The sequence below is a fragment of the Methylobacterium variabile genome (assembly GCF_001043975.1).
In the GTDB taxonomy this organism is placed as follows: Bacteria; Pseudomonadota; Alphaproteobacteria; order Rhizobiales; family Beijerinckiaceae; genus Methylobacterium; species Methylobacterium variabile.
This window is the reverse complement of record NZ_LABY01000124.1, coordinates 1-21,115: the sequence shown is the minus strand read 5'-3', so window position 1 is coordinate 21,115 and position 21,115 is coordinate 1. Positions and strand designations below refer to the sequence as shown.

General features: G+C 63.1%; 21 protein-coding genes and 3 pseudogenes. 12 read left to right on the top strand and 12 right to left on the bottom strand.

Features of this window, described 5'->3' with window-relative positions:
* The 4 genes and pseudogenes from VQ02_RS18065 to VQ02_RS18055 form a co-directional block, all read right to left on the bottom strand.
* A pseudogene (locus VQ02_RS18065) lies at window positions 1-543 on the bottom strand (IS21 family transposase); the annotation flags it as partial.
* Between the two features lie 422 nt (window positions 544-965).
* The gene (locus VQ02_RS18060) at window positions 966-1,601 is read right to left on the bottom strand and encodes a glutathione S-transferase family protein (protein WP_048445593.1); all 636 of its coding nucleotides are present in this window, start codon (window positions 1,599-1,601) and stop codon (window positions 966-968) included.
* Window positions 1,602-2,096: 495 nt separating this feature from the next.
* Entirely contained in the window at window positions 2,097-2,336 is a 240-nt protein-coding gene (locus VQ02_RS37255; protein WP_157080684.1) for a hypothetical protein, read from the bottom strand.
* Window positions 2,337-2,524: 188 nt separating this feature from the next.
* A complete protein-coding gene (locus VQ02_RS18055; RefSeq protein ID WP_048445587.1) occupies window positions 2,525-2,782 on the bottom strand; it encodes a DUF6894 family protein in 258 nt (85 codons plus the stop codon).
* A gap of 216 nt (window positions 2,783-2,998) precedes the next feature.
* Here VQ02_RS18055 and VQ02_RS18050 point away from each other — a divergent pair, with 216 nt between their 5' ends.
* The 7 genes from VQ02_RS18050 to VQ02_RS18020 all read left to right on the top strand — a co-directional run bounded on the left by VQ02_RS18050 (window position 2,999) and on the right by VQ02_RS18020 (window position 10,976).
* Entirely contained in the window at window positions 2,999-3,772 is a 774-nt protein-coding gene (locus tag VQ02_RS18050) for a Crp/Fnr family transcriptional regulator (protein ID WP_048445586.1), read from the top strand.
* 19 nt (window positions 3,773-3,791) lie between these two features.
* Complete coding sequence (locus VQ02_RS18045) at window positions 3,792-6,839, top strand: PAS domain S-box protein (RefSeq protein ID WP_083469294.1); 3,048 nt, start codon at window positions 3,792-3,794, stop codon at window positions 6,837-6,839.
* A 350-nt stretch (window positions 6,840-7,189) separates the two neighbouring features.
* Window positions 7,190-7,450: a hypothetical protein gene (locus VQ02_RS18040; RefSeq protein ID WP_048445585.1), complete on the top strand. Its 261-nt coding sequence runs from the start codon at window positions 7,190-7,192 to the stop codon at window positions 7,448-7,450.
* Window positions 7,451-7,730: 280 nt separating this feature from the next.
* Window positions 7,731-8,849, top strand: a complete 1,119-nt coding sequence (locus tag VQ02_RS18035; protein ID WP_048445584.1) for a sensor histidine kinase — start codon at window positions 7,731-7,733, stop codon at window positions 8,847-8,849.
* Window positions 8,846-9,301, top strand: a complete 456-nt coding sequence (locus VQ02_RS18030) for a response regulator (protein ID WP_048445583.1) — start codon at window positions 8,846-8,848, stop codon at window positions 9,299-9,301. Before VQ02_RS18035 ends, VQ02_RS18030 begins: the two co-directional genes overlap by 4 nt.
* Window positions 9,302-9,549: 248 nt before the next feature.
* Window positions 9,550-10,173: a YciE/YciF ferroxidase family protein gene (locus VQ02_RS18025; protein ID WP_232389505.1), complete on the top strand. Its 624-nt coding sequence runs from the start codon at window positions 9,550-9,552 to the stop codon at window positions 10,171-10,173.
* A 320-nt stretch (window positions 10,174-10,493) separates the two neighbouring features.
* Complete coding sequence (locus VQ02_RS18020) at window positions 10,494-10,976, top strand: hypothetical protein (RefSeq protein WP_048445582.1); 483 nt, start codon at window positions 10,494-10,496, stop codon at window positions 10,974-10,976.
* A gap of 85 nt (window positions 10,977-11,061) precedes the next feature.
* On the opposite strand, the gene VQ02_RS18015 is transcribed toward VQ02_RS18020, so the two are convergent.
* From VQ02_RS18015 to VQ02_RS18005, 4 genes and pseudogenes are all read right to left on the bottom strand, one after another.
* A complete protein-coding gene (locus VQ02_RS18015) occupies window positions 11,062-11,496 on the bottom strand; it encodes a TAXI family TRAP transporter solute-binding subunit (RefSeq protein ID WP_053080425.1) in 435 nt (144 codons plus the stop codon).
* Between the two features lie 26 nt (window positions 11,497-11,522).
* Window positions 11,523-11,699, bottom strand: a pseudogene (locus VQ02_RS39785) (methyl-accepting chemotaxis protein); the annotation flags it as partial.
* 343 nt (window positions 11,700-12,042) lie between these two features.
* Window positions 12,043-12,579: a Ros/MucR family transcriptional regulator gene (locus VQ02_RS18010; RefSeq protein WP_048445581.1), complete on the bottom strand. Its 537-nt coding sequence runs from the start codon at window positions 12,577-12,579 to the stop codon at window positions 12,043-12,045.
* A 217-nt stretch (window positions 12,580-12,796) separates the two neighbouring features.
* The gene (locus VQ02_RS18005) at window positions 12,797-13,897 is read right to left on the bottom strand and encodes an RHE_PE00001 family protein (RefSeq protein ID WP_048445580.1); all 1,101 of its coding nucleotides are present in this window, start codon (window positions 13,895-13,897) and stop codon (window positions 12,797-12,799) included.
* Between the two features lie 178 nt (window positions 13,898-14,075).
* On the opposite strand from VQ02_RS18005, the gene VQ02_RS18000 reads away from it, so the two are divergent.
* Window positions 14,076-15,248, top strand: coding sequence for a site-specific integrase (locus VQ02_RS18000; RefSeq protein ID WP_048445579.1), 1,173 nt, complete (start codon window positions 14,076-14,078; stop codon window positions 15,246-15,248).
* Window positions 15,249-15,313: 65 nt separating this feature from the next.
* Here VQ02_RS18000 and VQ02_RS17995 read toward each other — a convergent pair whose 3' ends face one another.
* From VQ02_RS17995 to VQ02_RS17980, 4 genes are read right to left on the bottom strand one after another with little or no spacing between them, the layout of a single operon-like run.
* Complete coding sequence (locus VQ02_RS17995) at window positions 15,314-16,873, bottom strand: SAVED domain-containing protein (RefSeq protein WP_048445578.1); 1,560 nt, start codon at window positions 16,871-16,873, stop codon at window positions 15,314-15,316.
* A 9-nt stretch (window positions 16,874-16,882) separates the two neighbouring features.
* Window positions 16,883-17,824: an AAA family ATPase gene (locus VQ02_RS17990; protein ID WP_048445577.1), complete on the bottom strand. Its 942-nt coding sequence runs from the start codon at window positions 17,822-17,824 to the stop codon at window positions 16,883-16,885.
* Window positions 17,824-18,339 carry an HORMA-1 domain-containing protein gene (locus VQ02_RS17985; protein ID WP_048445589.1) on the bottom strand — a complete coding sequence of 172 codons (516 nt, stop codon included), beginning with the start codon at window positions 18,337-18,339 and terminating at the stop codon, window positions 17,824-17,826. The genes VQ02_RS17990 and VQ02_RS17985 overlap by 1 nt, the downstream gene beginning before the upstream one ends.
* A gap of 8 nt (window positions 18,340-18,347) precedes the next feature.
* Entirely contained in the window at window positions 18,348-19,313 is a 966-nt protein-coding gene (locus VQ02_RS17980; RefSeq protein ID WP_048445588.1) for a CBASS oligonucleotide cyclase, read from the bottom strand.
* A 170-nt stretch (window positions 19,314-19,483) separates the two neighbouring features.
* Between VQ02_RS17980 and VQ02_RS17975 the strand changes: the two genes are divergently transcribed.
* The 4 genes and pseudogenes from VQ02_RS17975 to VQ02_RS17960 all read left to right on the top strand — a co-directional run.
* A complete protein-coding gene (locus VQ02_RS17975; RefSeq protein WP_048445576.1) occupies window positions 19,484-19,693 on the top strand; it encodes a transcriptional regulator in 210 nt (69 codons plus the stop codon).
* Window positions 19,693-20,310, top strand: coding sequence for an N-acetyltransferase (locus tag VQ02_RS17970; protein WP_048445575.1), 618 nt, complete (start codon window positions 19,693-19,695; stop codon window positions 20,308-20,310). The genes VQ02_RS17975 and VQ02_RS17970 overlap by 1 nt, the downstream gene beginning before the upstream one ends.
* 34 nt (window positions 20,311-20,344) lie before the next feature.
* Window positions 20,345-20,815, top strand: coding sequence for a helix-turn-helix domain-containing protein (locus VQ02_RS17965; protein ID WP_083469295.1), 471 nt, complete (start codon window positions 20,345-20,347; stop codon window positions 20,813-20,815).
* Window positions 20,812-21,115: pseudogene (locus VQ02_RS17960) on the top strand (ImmA/IrrE family metallo-endopeptidase); the annotation flags it as partial. The gene VQ02_RS17965 and the pseudogene VQ02_RS17960, both read left to right, overlap by 4 nt.

Genomic DNA, 21,115 nt, shown 5'->3' with positions numbered 1-21,115 from the left:
GTCGTGGGCGTCGAAGACCATCTCCTGGCTCTCGCGCGGATAGGCCCGCACGAACAGCATGCGCGAGTGGCAGAGGCGGACGTGGGCGACCTTGATCGTCGTAGTGACGCCGGCGATCAGGACGATCTCATGGCTCCAGTCGAACTGGTAGGCCTCACCCGGGGCGAAGGCGAGCGGCACGAAGGCGGGAGCCGTCACGCTGGCCTGCTGGCGCTTCCACGTCTTGGCGTAGCGGCGGACGGCATCATAGCCGCCCTCGTAGCCGAGCCCCCGCAGCGCCTCGAAGATCCGGGTCAGCGTCAGCCGCTCCCGCGCCGGCTTCCCCGTATTGGCCGCCAGCATCCGGTCGAGCTCGTCGCGCCAGGGCCCGAGCTTGGGTGCAGGCTGGACGCTGCGGGTGTAGCGGAAGGCGGTTGCCTCCGAGCGGATCACCTTCCTGACGACCTTGCGGGAGAGCTTCAGCTCCCGGCAGATCTGCTTGATCGGCTTATGCTGCACGAAGTACGCGCGGCGGATCTTCGCGACCGTCTCCACGACCAACATCCTCCGCGAGCCTCCCGTTCCGAGTGCGGGAGGCAGTCTGGATGAAGTATCCTGGGGGGCCCGTTTGGACGCCGATCACCCCGGAAACGGGGTCCTTATTCCACGCCTAATCACAGTCTGCGCGGCTGAAACAATGATTAAATCTGCTCTGCGGCATTCCTGCGCAGACTAAGCTCATAGGCTTATGTCAATTGGCTTGGTCATGCGTTGGGTCATAGGACTCACACATGGGTTCGAAGGATCTGCTGATGGAACAAAGGTGGCGCCATATCAGAACAAAAAACGAACAAAGTGGCTAACGGTTAAACTACCAAGCTTGGGAGTCACTTGGATCCGTCGCACCTCCTCGCGCTGGAGCATTAGGGTCAAACTCAATCAGCTTGGCCGTGCGAAGGACCGCTGAGGATGGAAAGCGGTCGCACCTACTCCCAGAGCGAGATGCCCTCCTGAGTGATCGTTCGTTGAACGGCATCGCGCGCCTCTAGCCGCCGCGCGTGCGCCGTCCAGGTCGGGTACTTGCCCTGCATGTCGATGCACATACGGTTCCCCCACCGGAAGAACACCAGCAAGTAGGGATCAACCACAGAGTAGGTGTCGCCCAGCGCGTACTGACGATCTTGCAGCTTGTCCTCGACCAACGCGAACGCCGATAACAGGTGCTCCATGCCCCGCTCGATCAGCGGCCCGTGCGTGGACGCGTCGGGCAGGAAGTAGTCCGTCTTCCACACCATTCGAACCGCCACCGCGTGGACGGTGCCAGAGAGCCAGTTGGTCCACTCGACGGCGCGCACGATGCTCTCGGTATCCGAGCCCATGAGACCGGCCGCCGGGTTGGTCAGCCCGAGATGAAGCAGGATCGCGGGTGCCTCAGTCAGCAAGAAGCCCTCGGCGATCAGCACGGGGATGCGGCCCTTCGGGTTGATCTGCCGGAACTCCACCGACTTGGTCTCGGGATGCCCGGCCGACATCATCACCGTCTTGTAAGGGAGGCCGATCTCTTCGAGGGCGATGTGTGGGGCGAAGGCGCTCGAACCGGGCGAGGCGTGGAGGGTATACATCAGTATCTTCTCGTAGGCGTGTCGGTCGATGACGATGCCCCATAGCACGGTCGCGGCATACGGCGGCGTTTGTCGCTCGTCCGCTTAGGGTCGAGGGTGTGTGAAAACTCAGACGCGCCCCGAATTTGTAGAACAATCTTCTGCGCTGTCGCCGTCCAAGAAACCGGGGTTGCGGCCGAGTGCCCTCAGGATGCCTATGCTGCCGCTGCCCAGGGTAGACGAGGGGGAGATCCTTCTACGTCCTTTGCGTTTTCACACAGCCTGGGTCGGAAGCTGACTCCCACAAAGTCAAGCTGATTGGGTTTTTTACCCCAGCGCTCACACGAGGGTGTGGACAACAAATCAACAATCTCAAGTCGGCTCAGACCTACGTATATTCATATTTTACTATCAATCCAGGCCATAAAAGTCTACGCGCATGGCGCCGCATTGTCAGACCGGTACGCGGAGACTGCCAGAGATCCGGTCTGAGACTGCAACGCTTCGGAGTTCCTATCAACCCTCAAGATAGGGCACTGCTCGCGGCGGGAACCGCTCGATCATGCGCGATCGTTCCCACACCTCAATACCGTAGCTGTTGACGAGGCAGCGAACCGCTTCGCGAGCCTCATCATCTGTGAGCACACGCAGGATATCGGCTCTCTGCACGGCGCCGGAGGGACCAAGAAAGAACGCCCGGTAGGTTGGTTCACCCGCAGGGGCTGCCGGTGGATCGTGATCCAGAAGGTTGGACATGTGCACAAGCCCTCGCTTCGCGGGTGCTGACCTCCGCGGTCAGCCACCATGGTCGGAACATCCTCGACCTATGCCAAATCTGGGTGCAGGGTTCAGTGTAGAAGTAGACAATAGCGTGCCGATTTATCCGGCGAGAGGGCGTGTTTTTTGAGCGAAGGCCCTTGGCGGAGCACGGGCCTTAAAGCAGATCAACCACGATGCTTCATGCGTTCCGGGTAGCAGGCAGCGTCCAGGTTCAGGGTGACGGTACAGAGTTGCGTACCGTCCTCGTCCCGAACGTAGGCGGCAAAGGTACGCTTTCCGCTCCTCGGCGGTGCCTCGCGGCCGATGTCGGGAAGCGCCGCAATCGCGGCGTCGCGCGCAGCCTCAAGGCTTGGGTACTCTTCGCCCTCATCGTCCTTCAGCGACTGGGTGCCGTCCTCGTAGTCGATGAAAAAACGTGGCATCGGTACGGGAAATCCGGGTGGAGCTGGTGCTGGGGCCAAGGCTAAAAAGCCTGACGCGGCTGAAGGTTGCAGGGGTTCGGTCTGCTTCCCGTTTAACCTGCGGCAAACCCATGAAAACAGACTAATTTCCGAGCAATTGTGCACTATTGCACAGACAGCGCCGCAAGCGTTGCGTTAGGAGGTGGGGGAGACACCCAACTCCGACTGCCGCTCCCCATGATCCCTGCGCTCGACACCCTTTTCAGCGGCAACCTGCTCCTCGACGCGTTACGGGGTAAGGATCGTGTGCTCCTGATGCCCCTTCTGGAACTCAGGGAGTGCCGGCGCGGCGAGGTGCTGTTCGAGCCAGGCGAGGACGTCTCCTTCATCTCCTTCCCGTCCGGTCCGAGTGTGGCCGCCCTGGTGATAACCACGCAGCATGGCCGCACCGTCGAGGTCGCCACGGTTGGTCATGAAGGCGCGATCGGCGGGGTGGTCAGCCAAGGCTCGCTGCCGGCGTTCAGCCGTGCCGTCGTGCAGATTGCAGGACCGATGCTGCGCCTGGAGACGCAACGCTTGCAGGAAGCGAAGGCCGCCTCGCCCGTCCTGCGCAATCTGTTCACACGTTACTCGGACTGTCTGCTCGCCCAGATCCTGCAGTCGGTAGCCTGTAATGCCTTGCACCCGATCGAGGAGCGCTGCGCGCGCTGGATCCTTGGTCTACAGGACCGGCTCGGCAGCGACATGCTGCCGATCACCCACGAGCTGCTGGCCGACCTGCTCGGGGTTCAGCGCTCCTATCTGACTCGCACGCTCAAGAGCCTGCAGCAGCAACAGCTGGTGCAGGTCCGCCGTGGGCGCATCATCGTGTGCAACCGGCCGGCGCTGGAGGAGAAGGCCTGTGAATGTCACGGCGCCGTCAAACGCCACTTCGAAACTGTGCTCGGTGCTGTCTATGGTGCGTCGGGCACGCTGATCGCCCTGCGGCCAGCCGCCAGTCAGGCGGTGTGAGGGGTCACGCCAGCTCGACATGGAACAAGATCGCGACCTTAGAACTCCTCTGGTGATAAGCCACGCATGCAACCAGCCTGCGGAACAGGCGCGCCTGCGCGCGCTCGACAGCTACGACATCCTTGATACACCGCGCGAGCAGGATTTCGACGATATTGCCGATCTTGCGTCCGAGATCTGTGGTGCGCCGATCGCTGTTGTGAATTTCATTGGCGATGGGCGGCAGTTCTTCAAGGCCGAGGTTGGCCTCGGCGTGCGTGAGACGCCCCTGGAGACTTCGTTCTGCCGGCAGGCGATCCTGGAGGCTGATTTTCTGTACGTGCCGGACGCAACCAAGGACCCGCGCTTCGCAGGAAATCCGTTGGTGACCAGCGCACCGGGCCTGCGCTTCTATGCCGGTGCCCTGCTCAAGACTGGGAACGGGCAGCCGATCGGCACCGTCTGCGTGCTCGACACACAACCACGTGCTCTGAGCGAGCGCCAGCAAGCCAGCTTGAAGCGCCTTGCCCGTCAGACCATGACACAGCTCGAGCTACGGCGTGTCGCCCGCACGCATGAGGCCGAGCGGGAGCTGCAAAATCGGATCCTGGAGAGCGCGTCGGACTACGCGATCATCGCGACCGATCGCAGCGGGCGGGTGACCCGCTGGAACGCTGGGGCCGAGCGGATCCTCGGCTGGCGTGAGGAGGAGATGCTGGGCGCCTTGGCGCACCGGTTCTTCACGCCCGAGGACCTAGCCGGCAGCCGGCCTGAGATCGAGATGCGCTTGGCGCTCGAGAATGGCAGCGCACCAGATGAGCGCTGGCACCTCCGCAAGAGCGGTGAGCGGTTCTGGGCCCAGGGCGAAATGATGCCGCTCAAGGCTGCGAATGGCGAGATCCAGGGTTTTTTGAAGATCCTGCGCGATCGCACGCAACAGCGCCTAGCGGCGGCGGAGCGGAACGAGAGCGAGCTGCGCTTCCGCTCACTCGTTGAGGTCAGCCCGCAGGTAGTCTGGTTCGGCGATGCCGCTGGCACCATCACCTACTGCAACGCATATTGGTACGACTACACAGGCCTTCCTCGTGGAGAGACCAGCGAGGCGAGCTGGATGAGCGTGATCCACCCGGAGCACCGAGAGCGGGTCCGCGAAGCCTGGCTCTCGGCAGCCCGGTCCGAGAGCCACTACGAGGTTGAGTTCCCGCTGCGTCGGGTGGATGGTGAGTACCGCTGGTTCCTCTCGCGCGGTCAGGCGGTGCGGGACGGTGACGGGCAGCTCCTGAGCTGGATCGGCATCTCGCTCGACATTCACGAGCGTAAGCAGGCTGAGGAACGCTTCCAGGCCCTCACCGAACTCTCGCCGGCGATTATCTGGTTCGGCAACCCGGATGGCGGCCTCAGCTACCTGAACGACCGCTGGTACGAGTACACCGGTCAAACCCCCGAGCAGGCCCTGCCGCTCGGATGGGCCGAGGTCATCCACCCGGACGACCTGCCTGGCCTGCTGGAGGTTTGGGAGAACGCCCGCACCCGCGGGGTCCTGTACGACACCGAAGCGCGCCTGCGTCGCCATGATGGCATCTACCGCTGGTTCCTGATCCGAGCTGAGCCACTGCGCGACGAGGCGGGTAAGGTCATCGGCTGGCTCGGCAGCGACAGTGACATCCACGACCGGCGCCAGACCGAGGAGGACCTGCGCAAGACGCAGGACCTGCTGCGCCTGGCTGCTGAAGCCACCGGCATCGGCATCTTCGACTACAATCTCGTCACAGGTGAGCTCGGCTGGGATGCACGCGTGCGTGCCGTGTTCGGGTTGTCGCCCGACGCGCGGGTCAGCTACGCGACCTTCCTGGCTGGGCTGCACCCTGAGGACCGCGTGCGCGCGGACGAAGCCGTGCAGGCCGCCCTTGATCCGGCTGGGCCGGGTCACTTCGACATTGAGTATCGCACGCTCGGCCTGGAGGATGGCATCGAGCGCTGGATCGCTGCGAAGGGCCAGGCGATCATCGAGAACGGCCGCACCGTGCGTTTTGTCGGCACCGTGCGGGACATCACCGCGCGGCGACGGGCCGAGCAGGAGCTGCGCGAGACCGAGGAGCGCTACCGGCTCGCATCTCGGGCGACCAACGACGCGATCTGGGATTGGGATCTGGCCAGCGACCACATCCGCTGGAACGAGGCCGTGCAAACCCTGTTCGGCTATGCCCCCGACGAGGTGGGACCAAGCGGCTCATGGTGGAAGTCGCACATCCATCCCGATGACCGCGAGCGGGTGAAGACCAGCATCTACGCCGTCATCAACGGCGAGAGCGAGCACTGGAGCGACGAGTACCGCTTCCTGCGCGCGGACGGCAGCTACGCCGACATCCTCGATCGCGGGTACGTGCTGCGGGATGAGCGCGGTCGCGGGGTGCGGATGATCGGGGCCATGCTCGACATCACCGCGCGCAAGCGCGCCGAGGAGCACCAGCGCCTGCTCACGGGCGAGCTGCAGCACCGGGTGAAGAACACCCTCGCGCTGGTCCAGGCGATCGCCAGCCAGACGCTGCGCGGTGCCACGGACGTTGATGAGATGCGTGAGGCGTTCGCGTCCCGGCTGATCTCGCTCGGGCGGGCGCATGACATCCTGACCCAGGCCAGCTGGACGGCCGCACCGATCGGCGAGGTGGTTGAAGGTGCCCTCAGTGTGCACCGGAACGTCGGCCCGGCGCGCATTCGCGTCAGTGGCCCCAATGTGCTGCTGGCTGCCAAACCGGCGCTGTCGCTGGCGCTCGCCTTGCACGAACTCGCGACCAATGCGGCCAAGTATGGGTCGCTTTCGAACGAGGATGGCATCGTCGACCTGCGTTGGCATGTTGTGCACGCCGCCGATGAGGCCCGCTTCAGTCTGACCTGGTCCGAGCAGGGCGGCCCGCCCATTCTGGTCCTGCCGCAGCGCAAAGGCTTCGGCTCGCGGCTGATCGAACGCAGCTTTGCGGCTGAGGTTGGGGGTGAGGTAAAGCTGACCTACGCGCCGACAGGCCTGGTCTGCCGGCTGGAGGCACCGCTGGCGTCGATGCAGGAGCAGCGCAAAGAGGATGCGGCTTAGCTGTTTTGCGGCTTTGGTCTTGAACGCACAGACATGGCCCACGAAGCAGGCCGGGTCGTTCACTCCGTCGCGGAGACCCGGCCCGCCTGTGACGCCAGCCAAGCAGCCAACGACGGCAGGCGAGTGTGACAGTTAAGCCAATGCCTACAAACCGGAACGGTTCCAACAACAGAACGCCCACTGGAGGGTTCGGACCTTAGCGGGCGATCAGTGCTGAGGAAACGACTCGGAACCTGAGACAGAACGCGCGGGTGCGTGCGGCGTTCCGATCTTCCTTCAATGGAACTGTTTCAAAGTAAAACTTGTTCACATGGTTTGGCATCGACGGGATTATGCGCTAGGCCCACGGCATGGCGCGCCGGATTAGCTATCAAATCTTTGACATGCCGGACGGTCGGTTTTCGGTCACGGTCACCATCGAGCCGGACAAGACAATGGTGCGGACGGGTTTCGTGACCCAAGCTGAGGCTGGCGCGTGGGTTGAGGGCCTGCGGGACATCATGGCAGCCCTTGGCGCACCTGTGAGCCTCGCTTTTCCCGAATATACTGGCTCTCTCCCTCTGAACGATGTGCTGGCCTTCATCCGCAAGGCACCCACCGAGGCTGACTGATTGCCCGGTTCATGCTTCAGGACTACCTCATTTTTCACGGCGTTACGGCGTCAGGTCATCTGGTTGGGCCCGTGGCGCGCTAATGGAGGTTGGTGGGTCGGATCGGTCACAGTCCGGTCAGCGATCCAGCCTTGCATCGGCGAGTCAGGGAACAACCCCCTTAACTTGGGCATTGCGGACCCTAGGTCTGCGGCAAGCGCTGCCGCTAATGACGCCTATTACCCGCTGTCTGGCCTACGCCGCAGGCGCCAGACCAACCCGCAAAAAAAGGCTCCTGACCGTGCCGAACTCCCGGCAACCACTGCAATCCACTGCCGAGGCCAGCACGCCGTTGGTAAGCCTGCGGCGTGGCGCCGGCCAGCTGTTCGAGACCGAGCGGCGGCTCAATGCCGTGCTTAACAACGCCTCGGTGTCGATCTTCCTGATGGATGACCGGCAGCACTGCATCTACATGAACCGCGCGGCCGAGCAGCTGACCGGCTGGACGCTCGAAGAAGTGCTGGCGCGAGATTGCCCGCTGCACGACATCGTCCACCACACCTACCCGGACGGGCGGCCGTTCCCGCTGCACGAGTGCGCGATCGACCGCGCCTTCCCGGAAAACAACCAGGAGCGCGGTGAGGAGGTGTTCGTCCACCGCGACGGGCATTTCTACCCGGTTGGGTTCACCGCCAGCCCAATCCGCGACGATGCCGCCAACATCATTGGCACGATCATCGAGGTGCGTGACATCAGCGAGGAGAAGGCCGCGGCCGAGCGCCAACGCCTGCTGATCAACGAGCTGAACCACCGGGTGAAGAACACCCTCGCCACGGTGCAGTCGATCGCTGCCCAGACGTTCCGGGGACCGCCGGACCCGGCAGCGCGGGGCGTGTTCGACGCGCGCATGGCCGCCTTGTCGACCGCCCACAACGTGCTGGTCGAGGACAACTGGGAAAGCGCCAGCCTGCGCAGTGTGATCGAGCGCGCGCTTGCGCCGCACCTCCTGGCGGAGGTCGACCTTAACCGCTTTCAGCTACAAGGACCGGATGCGCGTCTGCACCCGAAGGTAGCCGTGACTCTGGCCATGGCCTTGCATGAGCTGATGACCAATGCGGCCAAGTACGGAGCCCTGGCGGTCCCTGATGGCCAGGTCATTCTGACCTGGTCCTTGCACGACCTGGACGACGGGCGCCAGCAGCTCAACCTGCGTTGGGAGGAATGTGGCGGGCCTCCCGTTGTCACGCCAACGCGCAAGGGGTTCGGCTCGCGGCTGATCGAGCGGCAGCTCCCCATGGAATTTGATGGCAGCGCCGAAATTACCTACGCGCCTGCCGGCGTGATCTGTGAGCTGCAGATCCCGCTGACCACTTTAGGGTGGGTCGGCCAGGAGTCGATCGAAGGGCGACAGGCTTTATGACGTTGTTGGCTGGGCGTCGCGTTCTGTTGGTTGAGGACGAAAGCCTCGTCGCCATGCTGGCCGAGGACATGCTGCTCGACCTCGGCTGTGAGGTTGTCGTGGCGATGCGCCTCGACAAGGCCTTGGCGCAGGCTCGCACTGGATCGTTCGATCTGGCGGTGTTGGATGTGAACCTCGGTGACACGCGCAGCTACCCGGTGGCAGACCTACTGTTCGAGCGTGGCACGCCGTTCCTGTTCGCCACGGGATACGGCAGGCAGGGGCTGGAGGAGGCCTACAAGGCGGTTCCGGTGCTGCAGAAGCCCTATCAGGCGGCCCCACTGAAGCATCTGCTGACGCGTCTGTTGATGGGAGAGCCCCCCACCCGCGAGGGGACCGGTGGAGGCCCAATGCCATGCGGGTGCCATATCTCGAGGGAGCAGCAGCCCTTCCAGGTGGATCACTGCTCCTAGGCGTTCCCGGCTCAGGCTGGGGATGGGTTGGCGTTAAAAAAGCTACTGCGTTCGAGAACGCCCCGGCCTTCCGACATGGCTGGCAGGCCCTCACATGAGCGTCATGGTTTGCAAGGGTTCCCAGAATTTTCCGGCTTTCCCCGTAATATTTTACGGACCCTGATCGGTCCTGCCACGTTTTCAGGTGCTGGCTGCTGGTGAGATCACTCCCGTAGCCTCTCTTGTTGAACAATAAAGAGAACCTGCTCGTGGCGACAAAACAGAAAACCCTGCAGGACGCGTTCTATGAGACCCTTAAGGATGTGTACTATGCTGAAAAGCAGTCGGTCCGTGCCCTGAAGAAGTCGGCCAAGGCCGCTCAGCATGACGAGCTACGCCAGGCCTTCGAGACCCACGCCGAGGAGAGCGCTGGCCAGGTCGAGCGCCTGCAGCAGGTGTTTGAGATCATCGGCAAGCCGGCACGCGCCAAGACCTGCGAGGCGATGCAGGGTCTGACCTCTGAGATGGAGGAGGATCTCGAGGACTTCGGCGACAGCCCAGCCGCCGATGCGGTGCTGGCCGGCTGCGCGCAGGCGGTGGAGCACTACGAGATCGCTCGGTACGGCACCCTGAAGACCTGGGCGACTCAGCTTGGCTACAATGACGCCGCCAAGCTGTTGGATGAGACCCTGCAGGAGGAGAAGAAAACCGATCAGCTCCTCACCGAGATCGCCGAGCGCATCAACGTCGAGGGCTCCGAGGAGGATGCCGAGGACGCCGACAAGGGTGAGGTGAAGGGCAAGAGCCGTCGCGCCACCAAAGCCTCTGAGGAGGACGTCGAGGACGAAGATGCGTCTGAGAACAAGGGCAAGGGCCGCCGCAAAGTCGCTTAAGGCCGCTTCATAACGATTTGAGACGGGAGAGGCGCCGCAGGGCGCCTTTTCTGCTTTCTATCTACCGATGAAGTGACCGCTTGGGTGATAGCCGTGGGCCGCCGCTATCAACCCTGACCAGCCCTTTGTGCGGTTAAGCTGAACAGTTCTTGATCCAAAAAGCATCTGGCAGCAGATGTACAGTGACGCTTCACCAGCCGCAGCGGTTTATATTTTACAGGTTATAAGCAGTTATCTAGAGGCTGTAATTTCAGCGGTCGTGCTCTAGATTGGTTCCCTATCGCCCAATATGATTTTGCTCTCAGTCACATAAGCTCTTGATGTCCCCACTGTCTGACCGTCAGCGCCTCGAACTCGCAATTCCGGCCTATCTCCTCTACATCCTGACCGCCGCACCGGGCGTGTTCATCCCGGCCAACCCGGATTTGGCAGCGAGAGCTGAAGCCGACATCGCTGCTTTGCGCGCCAACCTCCAAGCCGCTTGCTTCGAGCCCTTAGCTGACCTGCCCGCCAAGAAGCAGAATGCCCTTCTGCGCCGGGTCGAGCGCATCGGGAAGGGCGTGATCAATGGATGGACCAAGCGGTCAGCCCTCAGCGTCATGCTGACACTCTGGTACTTCCTGAAGGATCTCACCGATCGGGAGGTCCTGATCCTGTGGGAGGGCTCGGCCATGGAGCAGGCGACGAGCAAACTCCTGCCGATGTTTGCGCACGGCTTCGATGAGCAGAAGCGTGACAGCGCGGCCCAGATGCAGGCTCACCGGTTGCTCTCACAGCTGCAGGCCGAGGGGCTATACGGCTGAGCCTTATCGTGTGTGGTACGCGCTTTACCCATTAGAACGTTCGCAAGCCAACGCTGCTGGTCCATGCGACGGAGCGAAGGTTCGGTCACCTGATAGGTGCTTTGATTGCTGCTTCCGTCAAGTACCGCCTGACCCCAGGATGGATGAACTCAGCGCGCGGCGCGGCGACCCAGGTGTTTGCTGCTGTCGTCTCACGCCCGGACGGAACACGTCTGGCCATGTCCGCCTCGCCTTCGTGCAGGGCGCGAGCCATCGCATAGGCGACCCTCTCGGGCATGTCACTGCGGCCCAGCACGACCGACCAGCTCCCGACCGAGTGGATCGGCTCCGTCTGGCCGCTGTAGGTTCCAGCCGGAACGGTCAGTCGCTTCAGGAACGGTACCTTGCTGACGATGGCTGCGCTCTCCGCTTCGTTCGGCACGACGAAACGTGCGCCTGTCGCGCTCCTCGCGAGATCCTCGAAGGCGGGCCAGCCGATCCCACCTCCCCACAGTGCTGCGGCCCTGCCGTCAGCGAGCATTGCCAGCGCCTCATCGTCCCGTGGTGGATCGTGCCGATCGCGTCTACCGCCTGCTGGATCGCCCCTTGTGTCGCGCCAATTTGCTGGCGGATCTGATCGGTCGCCTTGCTGGTCTGCTCGGCGAGCTGCTTGACCTCCTGCGTCACCACGGCGAAGCCGCGCCCGGCCTCGCCCGCGCGTGCCGCCTCAATCGTGGCGTTCACTCGAGAGCGAGCAGAAGTGCCATATCGGGCAGCATGTTGCGGCGCACAACCCCAAAAACCGCGTTATTAGCCAAAATGGCAACAACGTCGCGAAAGCGTGAACTGCTCCAGGTGACTTGCCTGTGCCGCCAAACAGGATTTCAGAACCGTTTCTGACGCTCAGTCGTATGACCGGGGAACTGGCTAGGTCGGCGCTGTCTCGATCCATGAGCGGATGATGTCTTCTGCGGCGAGGTAGATGCCGATGAGAGCTACTGCGACACCTACCGCAACGAGGAGCACACCCGAGAGCGACAGCGTGCGTCGGGCACGCTGTCGTCGCCACGGGTTTGCCGGATCCACGTCACTCGGCCGCGTTGGCTTCAGCCTTCTTCGGCCGGCCGCGACGTACAGGCTTGGCATCTAACGGGGCGGTAACGACGGGATCGGGTTTGGCCCGCTTCTCAGCCGCCTTCTTGGCTGCAGCCCGATCGCGCCGGAGCTGGCCAAGGCCGAGGCTCTTGGCGAGCTCGGAGCGCTTGGCGGCGTAGTTCGCGGCGACCATCGGGTAGTCGCGGGGCAGACCGTATTTCTGCCGGTACTCGTCGGGGGTCAGGGCATTCGAGGTCAGGTGCCGCTTGAGCGACTTGTAAGGCTTGCCATCGATGAAGCTGGTGATGGTGTCCGGAGTGACGGACTTGCGGATCTGGGCTGGCGTGACCTTGTGGTCCTCGATCGGGGTTGCGGCGGGTTGGCCGAGGCTGCTCATCGAGGCGTAAACGGAAGCGATCAGGTTCGGGAGTTCGGCGACGGGAACGTTGTTCTTGCTCACATAGGCCGACACGATATCAACCGCGAGGTTGATGAATTCAGGCTCTTGGGCTTGAGTCTCGTCCGACACGTCAGTTCTTCCTGATACGAGGATCCATCCAGATCCGAACACGAAAAGCTCTATGAAGGTTCACGTGCGTCAAGCAAGTGCCTGCCAGCGGCCAATCCCCAACTATCGACGGAATAGGCCGGCTCATCAGCAATCTGGCGCACGCAGTCACCATCTTGCAGAAACCATTTTTGAGCTCAGCGCTCTCACGATTTCAGACCCACTGAGCGCGAGCAGCTTACAAGATCCCCCAAGCCCGGAAGCGTTCTCGGCCGGTGAACTCGCGCAGGCCGAGCTCGGCCACGAGGATCTGGGCGGCGCGCGGGGTGACACCCAGCTCGTCCGCGATGATGGTGGCCGAGACCAGGGGCCGGGCGAGAACGAGCTCGATGAGGCGGGGCAGGCTGGAACTCCCCCTTCTCCCCCGCACCTTGAGCAGCAGCCCCTCGCGCGCGAGCATCCAGCGGTCGTGATCCCTCATGCCCTGCTCGGCACCCACGGCGACGGCACCGAGGACCGCGAGCCAGCGGGTCAGCGGATCGCGCACGAGCCAGCGGTCGCGGGGCACGCGGCGCAGGGCGCTGGCGAGCGCGGGCAGATGGTGTCGGGCCTTGTCACGGGCGCGCAGGAGGTCGGCGGCGAGCAGGGGTCCGAGCCAGGCGCGGTGCTGGAGCGGCTCAAGGACGGTCCAGGCATCGACCGCGATGGTGGCGGCGAGGACCGGCGGCAAGGTCCGAGTATCGGCGACGGCCTGGCGCCAGGCGGCGAGGCGGTCGCTCTCGCCCCAGGCCGGATCGTAGACGAGCGGCGACTTCTTCCTCGCCGGGCCGGTGTCAGCGAGAAGGCGACTGGAGCGGGCGATCAGGGCGTCGATGCCGGCGAGCTCGGCTGAGAAAGCATCGTTGAGCTCCTCGAGATCCCCCTCCCCGTCCGCACCGTCGATCGGCGGCGCGGCTGGCACTGGGACCGCGTCCTGATCGCCTGCCGCATCCGGATCCTCACACAGGGCGGCAAGGCCGGCGGGGCTGGTGGCCCAGCCAGGGTCGGAGGCGGCGATGCGGCGGCGGGTGCGCAGGACAGTGTGGGCGCGGGTGAGCTCCTGCGAGGGGGCGTGCCGGTCGCGACCGGCGTCGTGGAGGACGAGGTCTTCGAGGAGGACGAGGTCGCCCTGGAGGGCGAGGCTGGCGCAGGCGTCGGCGAAGTCGGCGCGGGCACACCAGCCGTGGCGGAGGGGGCCGGTGGCGAGGCGCTGGTCGAGGCGAGCGAGGGCATCCTCGGCGGCGGCGAGCGGCGTGGCGAGGGTGGGCCAGGGGAGCGGCTCGATCAGGCGGTAAACCATTGTCTTTCATGTATCAGCGCGCCGTCACGGAAGCGACAAGGTCGTTCGCTTCGCGCACCTGGATGGGCGCGCGATCGGTGTTCTGACCATTGATAATGGCCCCTTATCGATGGTGATGGACGAGGGAGCGGAAATCGGTTTGGATGCGGCTGGGCCCCTTCTCCAGCACCCATCCGCGATGTCCGATCCCATCCCTGCCCGCCTCCCAGATCGCACCCTCGCCCGGGAATGCGATCTCGATGCCCTCGCCGGTCTCCTGCCGTTTGATGCTCGCGAGCGCCTCGCCCTCCTCCTCACCGACGAGGATGCCGCCACCCTCAAACACCTGGCCCGCTCCGGCATGGGCGCCAACACCCTTCGGGCCCTCGCCTCCGACCTCGGCTACCTCGAGGCCTGGTGCTTGGCTGCCATCGGCCATCCCCTGCCCTGGCCGGCGACCGAGGCCCTGGCGCTGAAGTTTGTCGCTCATCACCTCTGGGATCCGGCCGAGCGCGAGAGCGATCCCCGCCACGGCATGCCCAGCGCCGTCGAGGATGACCTGCGGGCCCGCGGCCTGCTCCGGGTCGCCGGTCCGCACGCGGTCTCGACCGTGCGCCGGCGCCTCGCCCACTGGTCGACCTTGCACCGCTTCCGCGGCGTCGAAGGACCGTTCAAAGCGCCGCGCCTGCGTACCGCCCTCTCGCTTGCCGTCCGTGCCAACCGGCGACCCCGCACCCGCAAGAGCGCACGGGCGGTCACCGCCGCGGTCATCGAAAAACTGCTAGCCACCTGTCTCTACGAGCACCGCCTGGTCGACGTGCGCGATCGTGCGCTGCTGCTGGTCGCCTTCGCCTCAGGAGGTCGACGTCGGGCCGAGGTCGCGGGCTTGCGGGTCGAGGACCTCGTGCGCGATGCACCCGTGCCGCTCGATCCTGCCGATCCAGACAGTGCGAAGGTGTCGAAGATTACGATCCGGCTCGGCCGCACCAAGACCACGACGGCCGAGGACGATGCCCGCGTGGTGGTGATCGGGCGTGCCGCAACGGCTCTGCTCGATTGGCTGGCGCTCGCGAAGATCGAGAGTGGGGCGGTATTCCGGCGCATCGACCGCTGGGGCCGCGTCGGATCGGCGGCGCTCGATCCGCAGAGCGTGAACGCGATCCTGAAGGCGCGCTGCGCCCGGGCCGGACTCGACCCCGTGCTGTTCTCGGCGCACGGATTGCGCTCAGGCTTCATGACCGAGGCTGGAAAGCAGGGCGTGCCGCTGCCCGAGGCAATGCAACTGTCGCAGCACCGCTCGGTGCAGCAGGCGGCACGCTACTACAACGAGGCCGAGATCGACAAAGGCAAGGCCGTCCGGCTGATCGGATGAGGTGAGCAACAACATGGGTCCGGGACCCCACTTCGAAGTCGATCCATAACGCGACCTTAACCAGCTCACGTAGGCTGGCGTGGCGTCCTGTCGGCTGCGGATGCCGCGACTGTGGGGAGGGTCAGGGCCGGGGCATAGGAACGATCTCGCCCACCCTCGAAATCGAACTCATAGAGTGTCACCCTCCCGATCACGGGCTGGCGCTGCCCGAGGAAGAAGGTGAAGCCGTTCGGAGCCGCGATGAAGAGATGCAGTCTGGTCGCCGGATCGGGACCTCGCTTCTCACGGATCAGGCGTGTGGCCGCCTCGGCAAGCTCAAAGGCGTGCCGGCCACATGCGACCGATGTCGCTCCGATCACTCCGGCGGGTCGCAAGGACAGAAGCCGTCCCACAGCCGGATGGGCTCGCAGAAGGTAGCGCTCGACGTCAGCGACGACGTCGTGTGTAAGGCTGATAGCGACCGCCAAATCGGGGCCACCTGACCCGATCTCGACGATTTCGCCGCCTAGGGTTGGCCAGCTTGGATCGGTAGGCGCATCTTCAGCCGACCATACCTGGCGCCCGGTTGTCCGCTGCTCCAGCTCGACGATCCGGCCGGATTTGATGTTGAGGACGGAGCCTGCGGCAAATGCCAGGGTAATGTGGGCATCAAGGGCGAGACGGAGCCGAAGCTCGGCTTTCGCAGCCGACAGCAGAAATGTCTTCAAGGACGGATAGAGGGTGTCAGCCCAGTCCGTTTCGCTGCGGATGTAGCGCTCATCGAAGGCTGGAACGAGATCGAGCACGTGCAGGCAGCGTTCCTCCAGGCGGTCCATCGAGTGCTCGAATGACTTCACGCCATAAACGCGCGGTCGACCTTCTCCATGCCCAATGAGTCCCTCGCGGGTGCAGATCGCATGGAAGCTGGTGCAGTCGAACTCTAATCGACCCTGTGCCATCCATTGGAACACGAGGTCATCGTAGGGAAAGACGCTCTGGTTCCACGGCACTCGCCACAACCCGACGTATGCGAATAGCATGTCGAGGTCGTCACGTAATCCATCTAGGCTATCGTTTGCCTCGCCAAAGGCGAGCGTTCGAGCGAGGACGCGCAATTCGTCCTCATCGATGGCGAGGTGCTCGCGCCATGTCTTACGGACCGATCCGGCTCGACTCTTGTCGGTGACCGAGCCATAGAGCCGATCTAGGCGAATGGCACCTGAACGGTTACCGATCATCTCACGTAAGGGATCCGCCCGATCGAGTCGCCAATTGGTCAGGAGCTTGAAGCGGACGCCGAGGCCGTCAGGAGCGTAGGCGACTTGCGCCTCCCGGGCGCGCTGCAGCAGGGAGCGCGCGTTGGCGTTGATGAACTCGGGATCGACCAGTTGGGCGTAGCCGTAGCTGTCGGGTGCAACGTGCCACTTACATTGGATGTGCTCGCGGCGAAGCGGCTCGCCATATTGGTCTTGGGCGCTTCTCGAGGGATCGTACTCCACCCAAATGTCATCGAAGCTTTTCGGTCCTTGCTCGAAACCAACCTTGACGATTGGACTAACCGGATCGAGGAGACGCGCTGCGTAGCGCCAGAACAAGCGCGCCTGAAAGGTATCACCATCGCGACGAACGGTAACGGCCTGGGTCATGATTGCAGCTCAGGCGACGGTGTCGCGGAACGGAGGCGTGGGCGCCAGGGATCGAGCTATCTCGACGGCTCGGGCACCATCAACCGCTCGCGAGGGATAGGCGTCGAGAACGATGGATGGCAGGAGTCGCTGAGTCAGATCCGAGAAGGTGAAGCCGTAATCGCGGCTGCTACGCTGCGGTCCAGTGGCTGCAACCAGAGCGTCGATGTGCTGGCGCTCCAAACCTAGTGCTTCAAGCCGAGACGAAAGCAGGAAGCGCCGCTGCTCGTCGTTCGGGCGGGTGAAGCTCATCAACTCGGCCGCTCGACGCCGAACCGCCGGGTCGAGCGCGCTTAAGCGATTGGTGCACATGATGACCGCTGCGGGAAGCTTACCGTTGGCGAGGCGGTCGATCCCGCGAATGAAGGCGTTGACGCCGGCCCGGTCCTCATGATGCATCTGGGCGGCCTCGCGCGACTGGGCCAGCGCGTCGGCTTCGTCGACAAGAAGGATGACGCCTCCACGCGCGCGGCCAGAGGCCGACTTCAACCGGGCCGCTTCGGAGACGGTGTGGTCGAAGGCAGCCGACAGCAGCTGGGTCATCTCTCCGACGCGACCCTGTCCGCGCGTCGAAAGGCTCAGGGGGAGCAGCGTGATCTCGATCCCTTCCTGGCGCGCAACGGCGTCGCCGATCGTCTCCGCCAACTCGGTCTTGCCTGAACCGACATCACCAGCCAGAACCACGAGAGGGGGCCGGCGCAGGACGATGTCGAGCAGAGCATCGGCCTTGGGATGATGGCGCTTCGCCCATGCCTCCAAACCTGCCGGGTTGATCAGAAGACCCAATATTTTGGTCAGGCGCGTCTTGTACTCGTCGAGCCCGACCAAGCGTGCGAGCCGACCCTGCGGCTCAAAATCGGGGTAGGTGATGCGTCGCTCGAACAGATCGTCGATGGAAGGGCTGGCGTTCATCAGTAGCTCCGGACGCTGGCACGGTTGAGGGCGCGACCGCCCGAGGAATAGGTTCGATCGTCGGACAGGTAGCCGGTGATCCCAGGTTCAGGGGCACCGCTGCGCTGGAAGGGCAGCTGCGTCTTGAACGCATCCTTGGCCGCGTGGGTGAGCTGTTCCCATGCCAGGCTGTAGGTCAGATAGCTGTAGAAGGTGGCGCCACTCACATCGGCGTTGGCGCGCACACGCCCGGGATCGTCATCGTTGGCGGAACCGCCGGCGAGGTCGCGCGCGGTGTAGCGCAGCGTCGGCTCAATCCAGTTCCCATTGCGACGGAACCCATAGGTGACCGTGCCGAGATAGCCAGCCTTCAAAAACTCCGTCACTTCTGCTTCATAGTCTGCGATCTCAGCGTCCGAGGGGGAGCCGTAAAAGCGCTGCATGCGCTTCAAGTCAGTTGCGACCTTGGCTGCCATGTGGCGGGCATGGGTAATGGTGAAGGTCGCGCTTTCGGAAAAGCTATAGCTATAGGACATGACTACCATCAGGCCTGAAACGACGATCCAAAGACCTTCTGCCAGTAGGCGACGGTCAACTGCTTCGTGGGAGCGGCAAGGGCCGCGTCGATGGCGTCGCCAGCATCGTACGCCGCCTCTGTGATTGCGTCCGCGTTGGCTGCGGTGTAGAGTCGGGCAACGTTGTTTGCTGAGTTAACCGGATCGATAATCTGCACTTCGTCGAAGAGGGTGCCGACTGTCAAGGGATTATAGTAGTCGGAGAACACGATCCGTTCTCGCACTTCGCTCTTCGCCAGATAGGTAAAGAAATTCTGGAGCGCCTCGGGATAGTCCGCAAAGTTCAAGCCATCGTCACAGAGCTTGGCAAGGACCATCTCGATCATGAACGACTTAAAACGAAAGCCGTCATGCTCTGCCTTCATGCGACGGGCCCAGAATTTTACCAGCCGAACGACTTGCGCGAAATGTTTCTCTTGAGCTTTCTTACGCTTGGCCGCGAAGGCGATGTGGAGCGGAATGCTTGTCTTCAAGAAAGATCCATCGTCCTGGCTGACGAGGTTGCCGTACCAGTTAGGATTTCCGCTATAGAGGATCGGCACCACGTCGACGTCGAGACCGCTACCTCGAAACGAAACCGTCACTGAGTAGGTTTGCGGTTTCACCTGATCGGGACTGAAGTTGGGAAAGGCTTTGCGAAGCCGCGCTGCCAAATAGTCAAGGAGTTCCTGAACATCGGATGGCGCATCGGCACCACTGATGTAGCAGGCGACATCAATATCATTAAGCGATCGAAGCGCTGTCCCTTTGGCAAGACTGCCGGACAACAGCATCTTTTTAAGCGTGAAATCCGGGTGCTCGCGAAGATAACCCTCCAATTTCTCGCGAAGCCGGTTCGCCTGCGCCCGGTACTCATCGGCCTTCTCTTTGGGTAAGTTTACCCTGTCCTGCGCGAATGCGGCGATCTCGCCGTGTCCAACGTGCTGTCGTCCCATGCTCTGTCTCTCCACGCCGAGGACCAAATCGCCTCGGGTCGACAGGACCAGCGGCGCCGACTGTGGAGATAATAGCCATAAAATAGCTATTCAAGTGGTGATTTTTAGCTATCTCTCGTTGACAGATCGGGGACGGTCCGCTATATGCCCAACGACCGACGGAGGATGAGATGACGAAGCGCACGATGACGCTGAACCTCACCGACGCCGAGATGCGCGTGCTCGATGATCTGTCGGCGCGCAAGGATCTCACCAAGACCGCCGTGCTCCGGCAGGCCTTGCGCCTGTATCAAACGGTCGAAGCTCGGGTTGAGAAGGGCGACAAGCTCTTGTTCGAGAACGAGGCGACCAAGGAAAAGGCGGAGCTGATGTTCCTGTAATGGCCGACGTTTCGACCATCTACCTTCTCGACGTCGCAACCGGTGACAGCGTTGAGGGCGAGTTGCGCGATGCTATCGAGCAAGCGCAGCTCGATGACTGGTACACGAAGTGGCAGCCGGAACTATTCGCAGTGCTGCAGGAGCTCTCCCGAACGGGTGTGCCGCCCACTCAATGGCCACAAAGCTGGCACTGGAATTGGAAGCAGAAGGCTGCTCAAGTACAAGGGATGCTGGCGTTCAAAGGGTTCAGTGTCGTTGCGCAGGGCGTGACGCAGGGACTGGCACAGATCGATCTGACGAAATCGACCCGCGATCCCAGAGAGTCTGGAAAGCCGCTGGTCTATCTCGATTATCTCGAGGCAGCTCCGTGGAACCGACCTGAACTGGGCTCAAAGCCACGGCTACGCGGGGTGGGAACAGCACTGATCACCGCTGCTGTTGCACAGAACGTGGACGAGGGCTTCAAGGGGCGCATCGGCCTGCATTCCTTGCCTCAAGCCGATGACTTTTATCGGCGTTGCGGCATGACGGATTTCGGCCAGGACCCATCGTACCAGAATTTGAGGTATTTCGAGATGACCGCCGCGCAGGCTCGCGCGTTCCTCGACGAGGAGTAAGGCCATGAGGTTGGAGCGCAGTAAGGAGTGGTGGATGGCTCGGGTGCGCCGCGAAGGTGACGCCGCCGTCAGCGCCGGCCTGCTTGCGCTCGATCCGGCGCCAGAAGCGCGCCCATCGAGCGCTCAGGCAGGTGCGAGTGACGAGTCGCGCATCGCCTTTGGCAAGTTCGTGCATCTCATGCGCCGCCATCGCGGCTTCTCGATGGAGCAGTTGGCGGAGGCGGCCGAACTTGAGGCGAGCGAATTGCTCGTTATCGAGGCCGACGTTCACTATGTGCCAGAGCCACGAACAGTCTTCAGGCTTGCTCAGACATTCGACGTATCGCAACGCAGATTGATGCAGTTGGCGGGGTTGTCCGCAGCGAACGATGCTGGCTTTCGTGAAGAAGCCGTACGATTTGCCGCCCGGTCAGAGGCGGTAGAGAAGCTGACACCGGACGAGAGCTCAGCCTTGGAGGCATTCGTCGCCGTGCTGAGCGAGCAGGAGTTGAAACGGGTGAAGTGAGAAACGTCAATCTTGGGAAGCGAACGGTCGCCGACATCGACGGGCAGGTTGCTAAGGTTCTACGGGGTCTTGGAAGCCCCGAGCCGCCGATCAACCTGCACATCGTTCGGGACCTGCTGAAACTCGACCGGGGCTACTACAGCACCACAGACGACAGCCTTCTCAAGGAGATGTTCTCGCGCTTGAAGGTCGGTGGCAAGCAGGTGCTGATGCGCCCTACGCTGCTGGCCGACGCAGTTCGAACGCTGAGCCTGAAGGCACTCTATCTACCCGACCAGAGTAAGCGCTCGGTGACGGAGC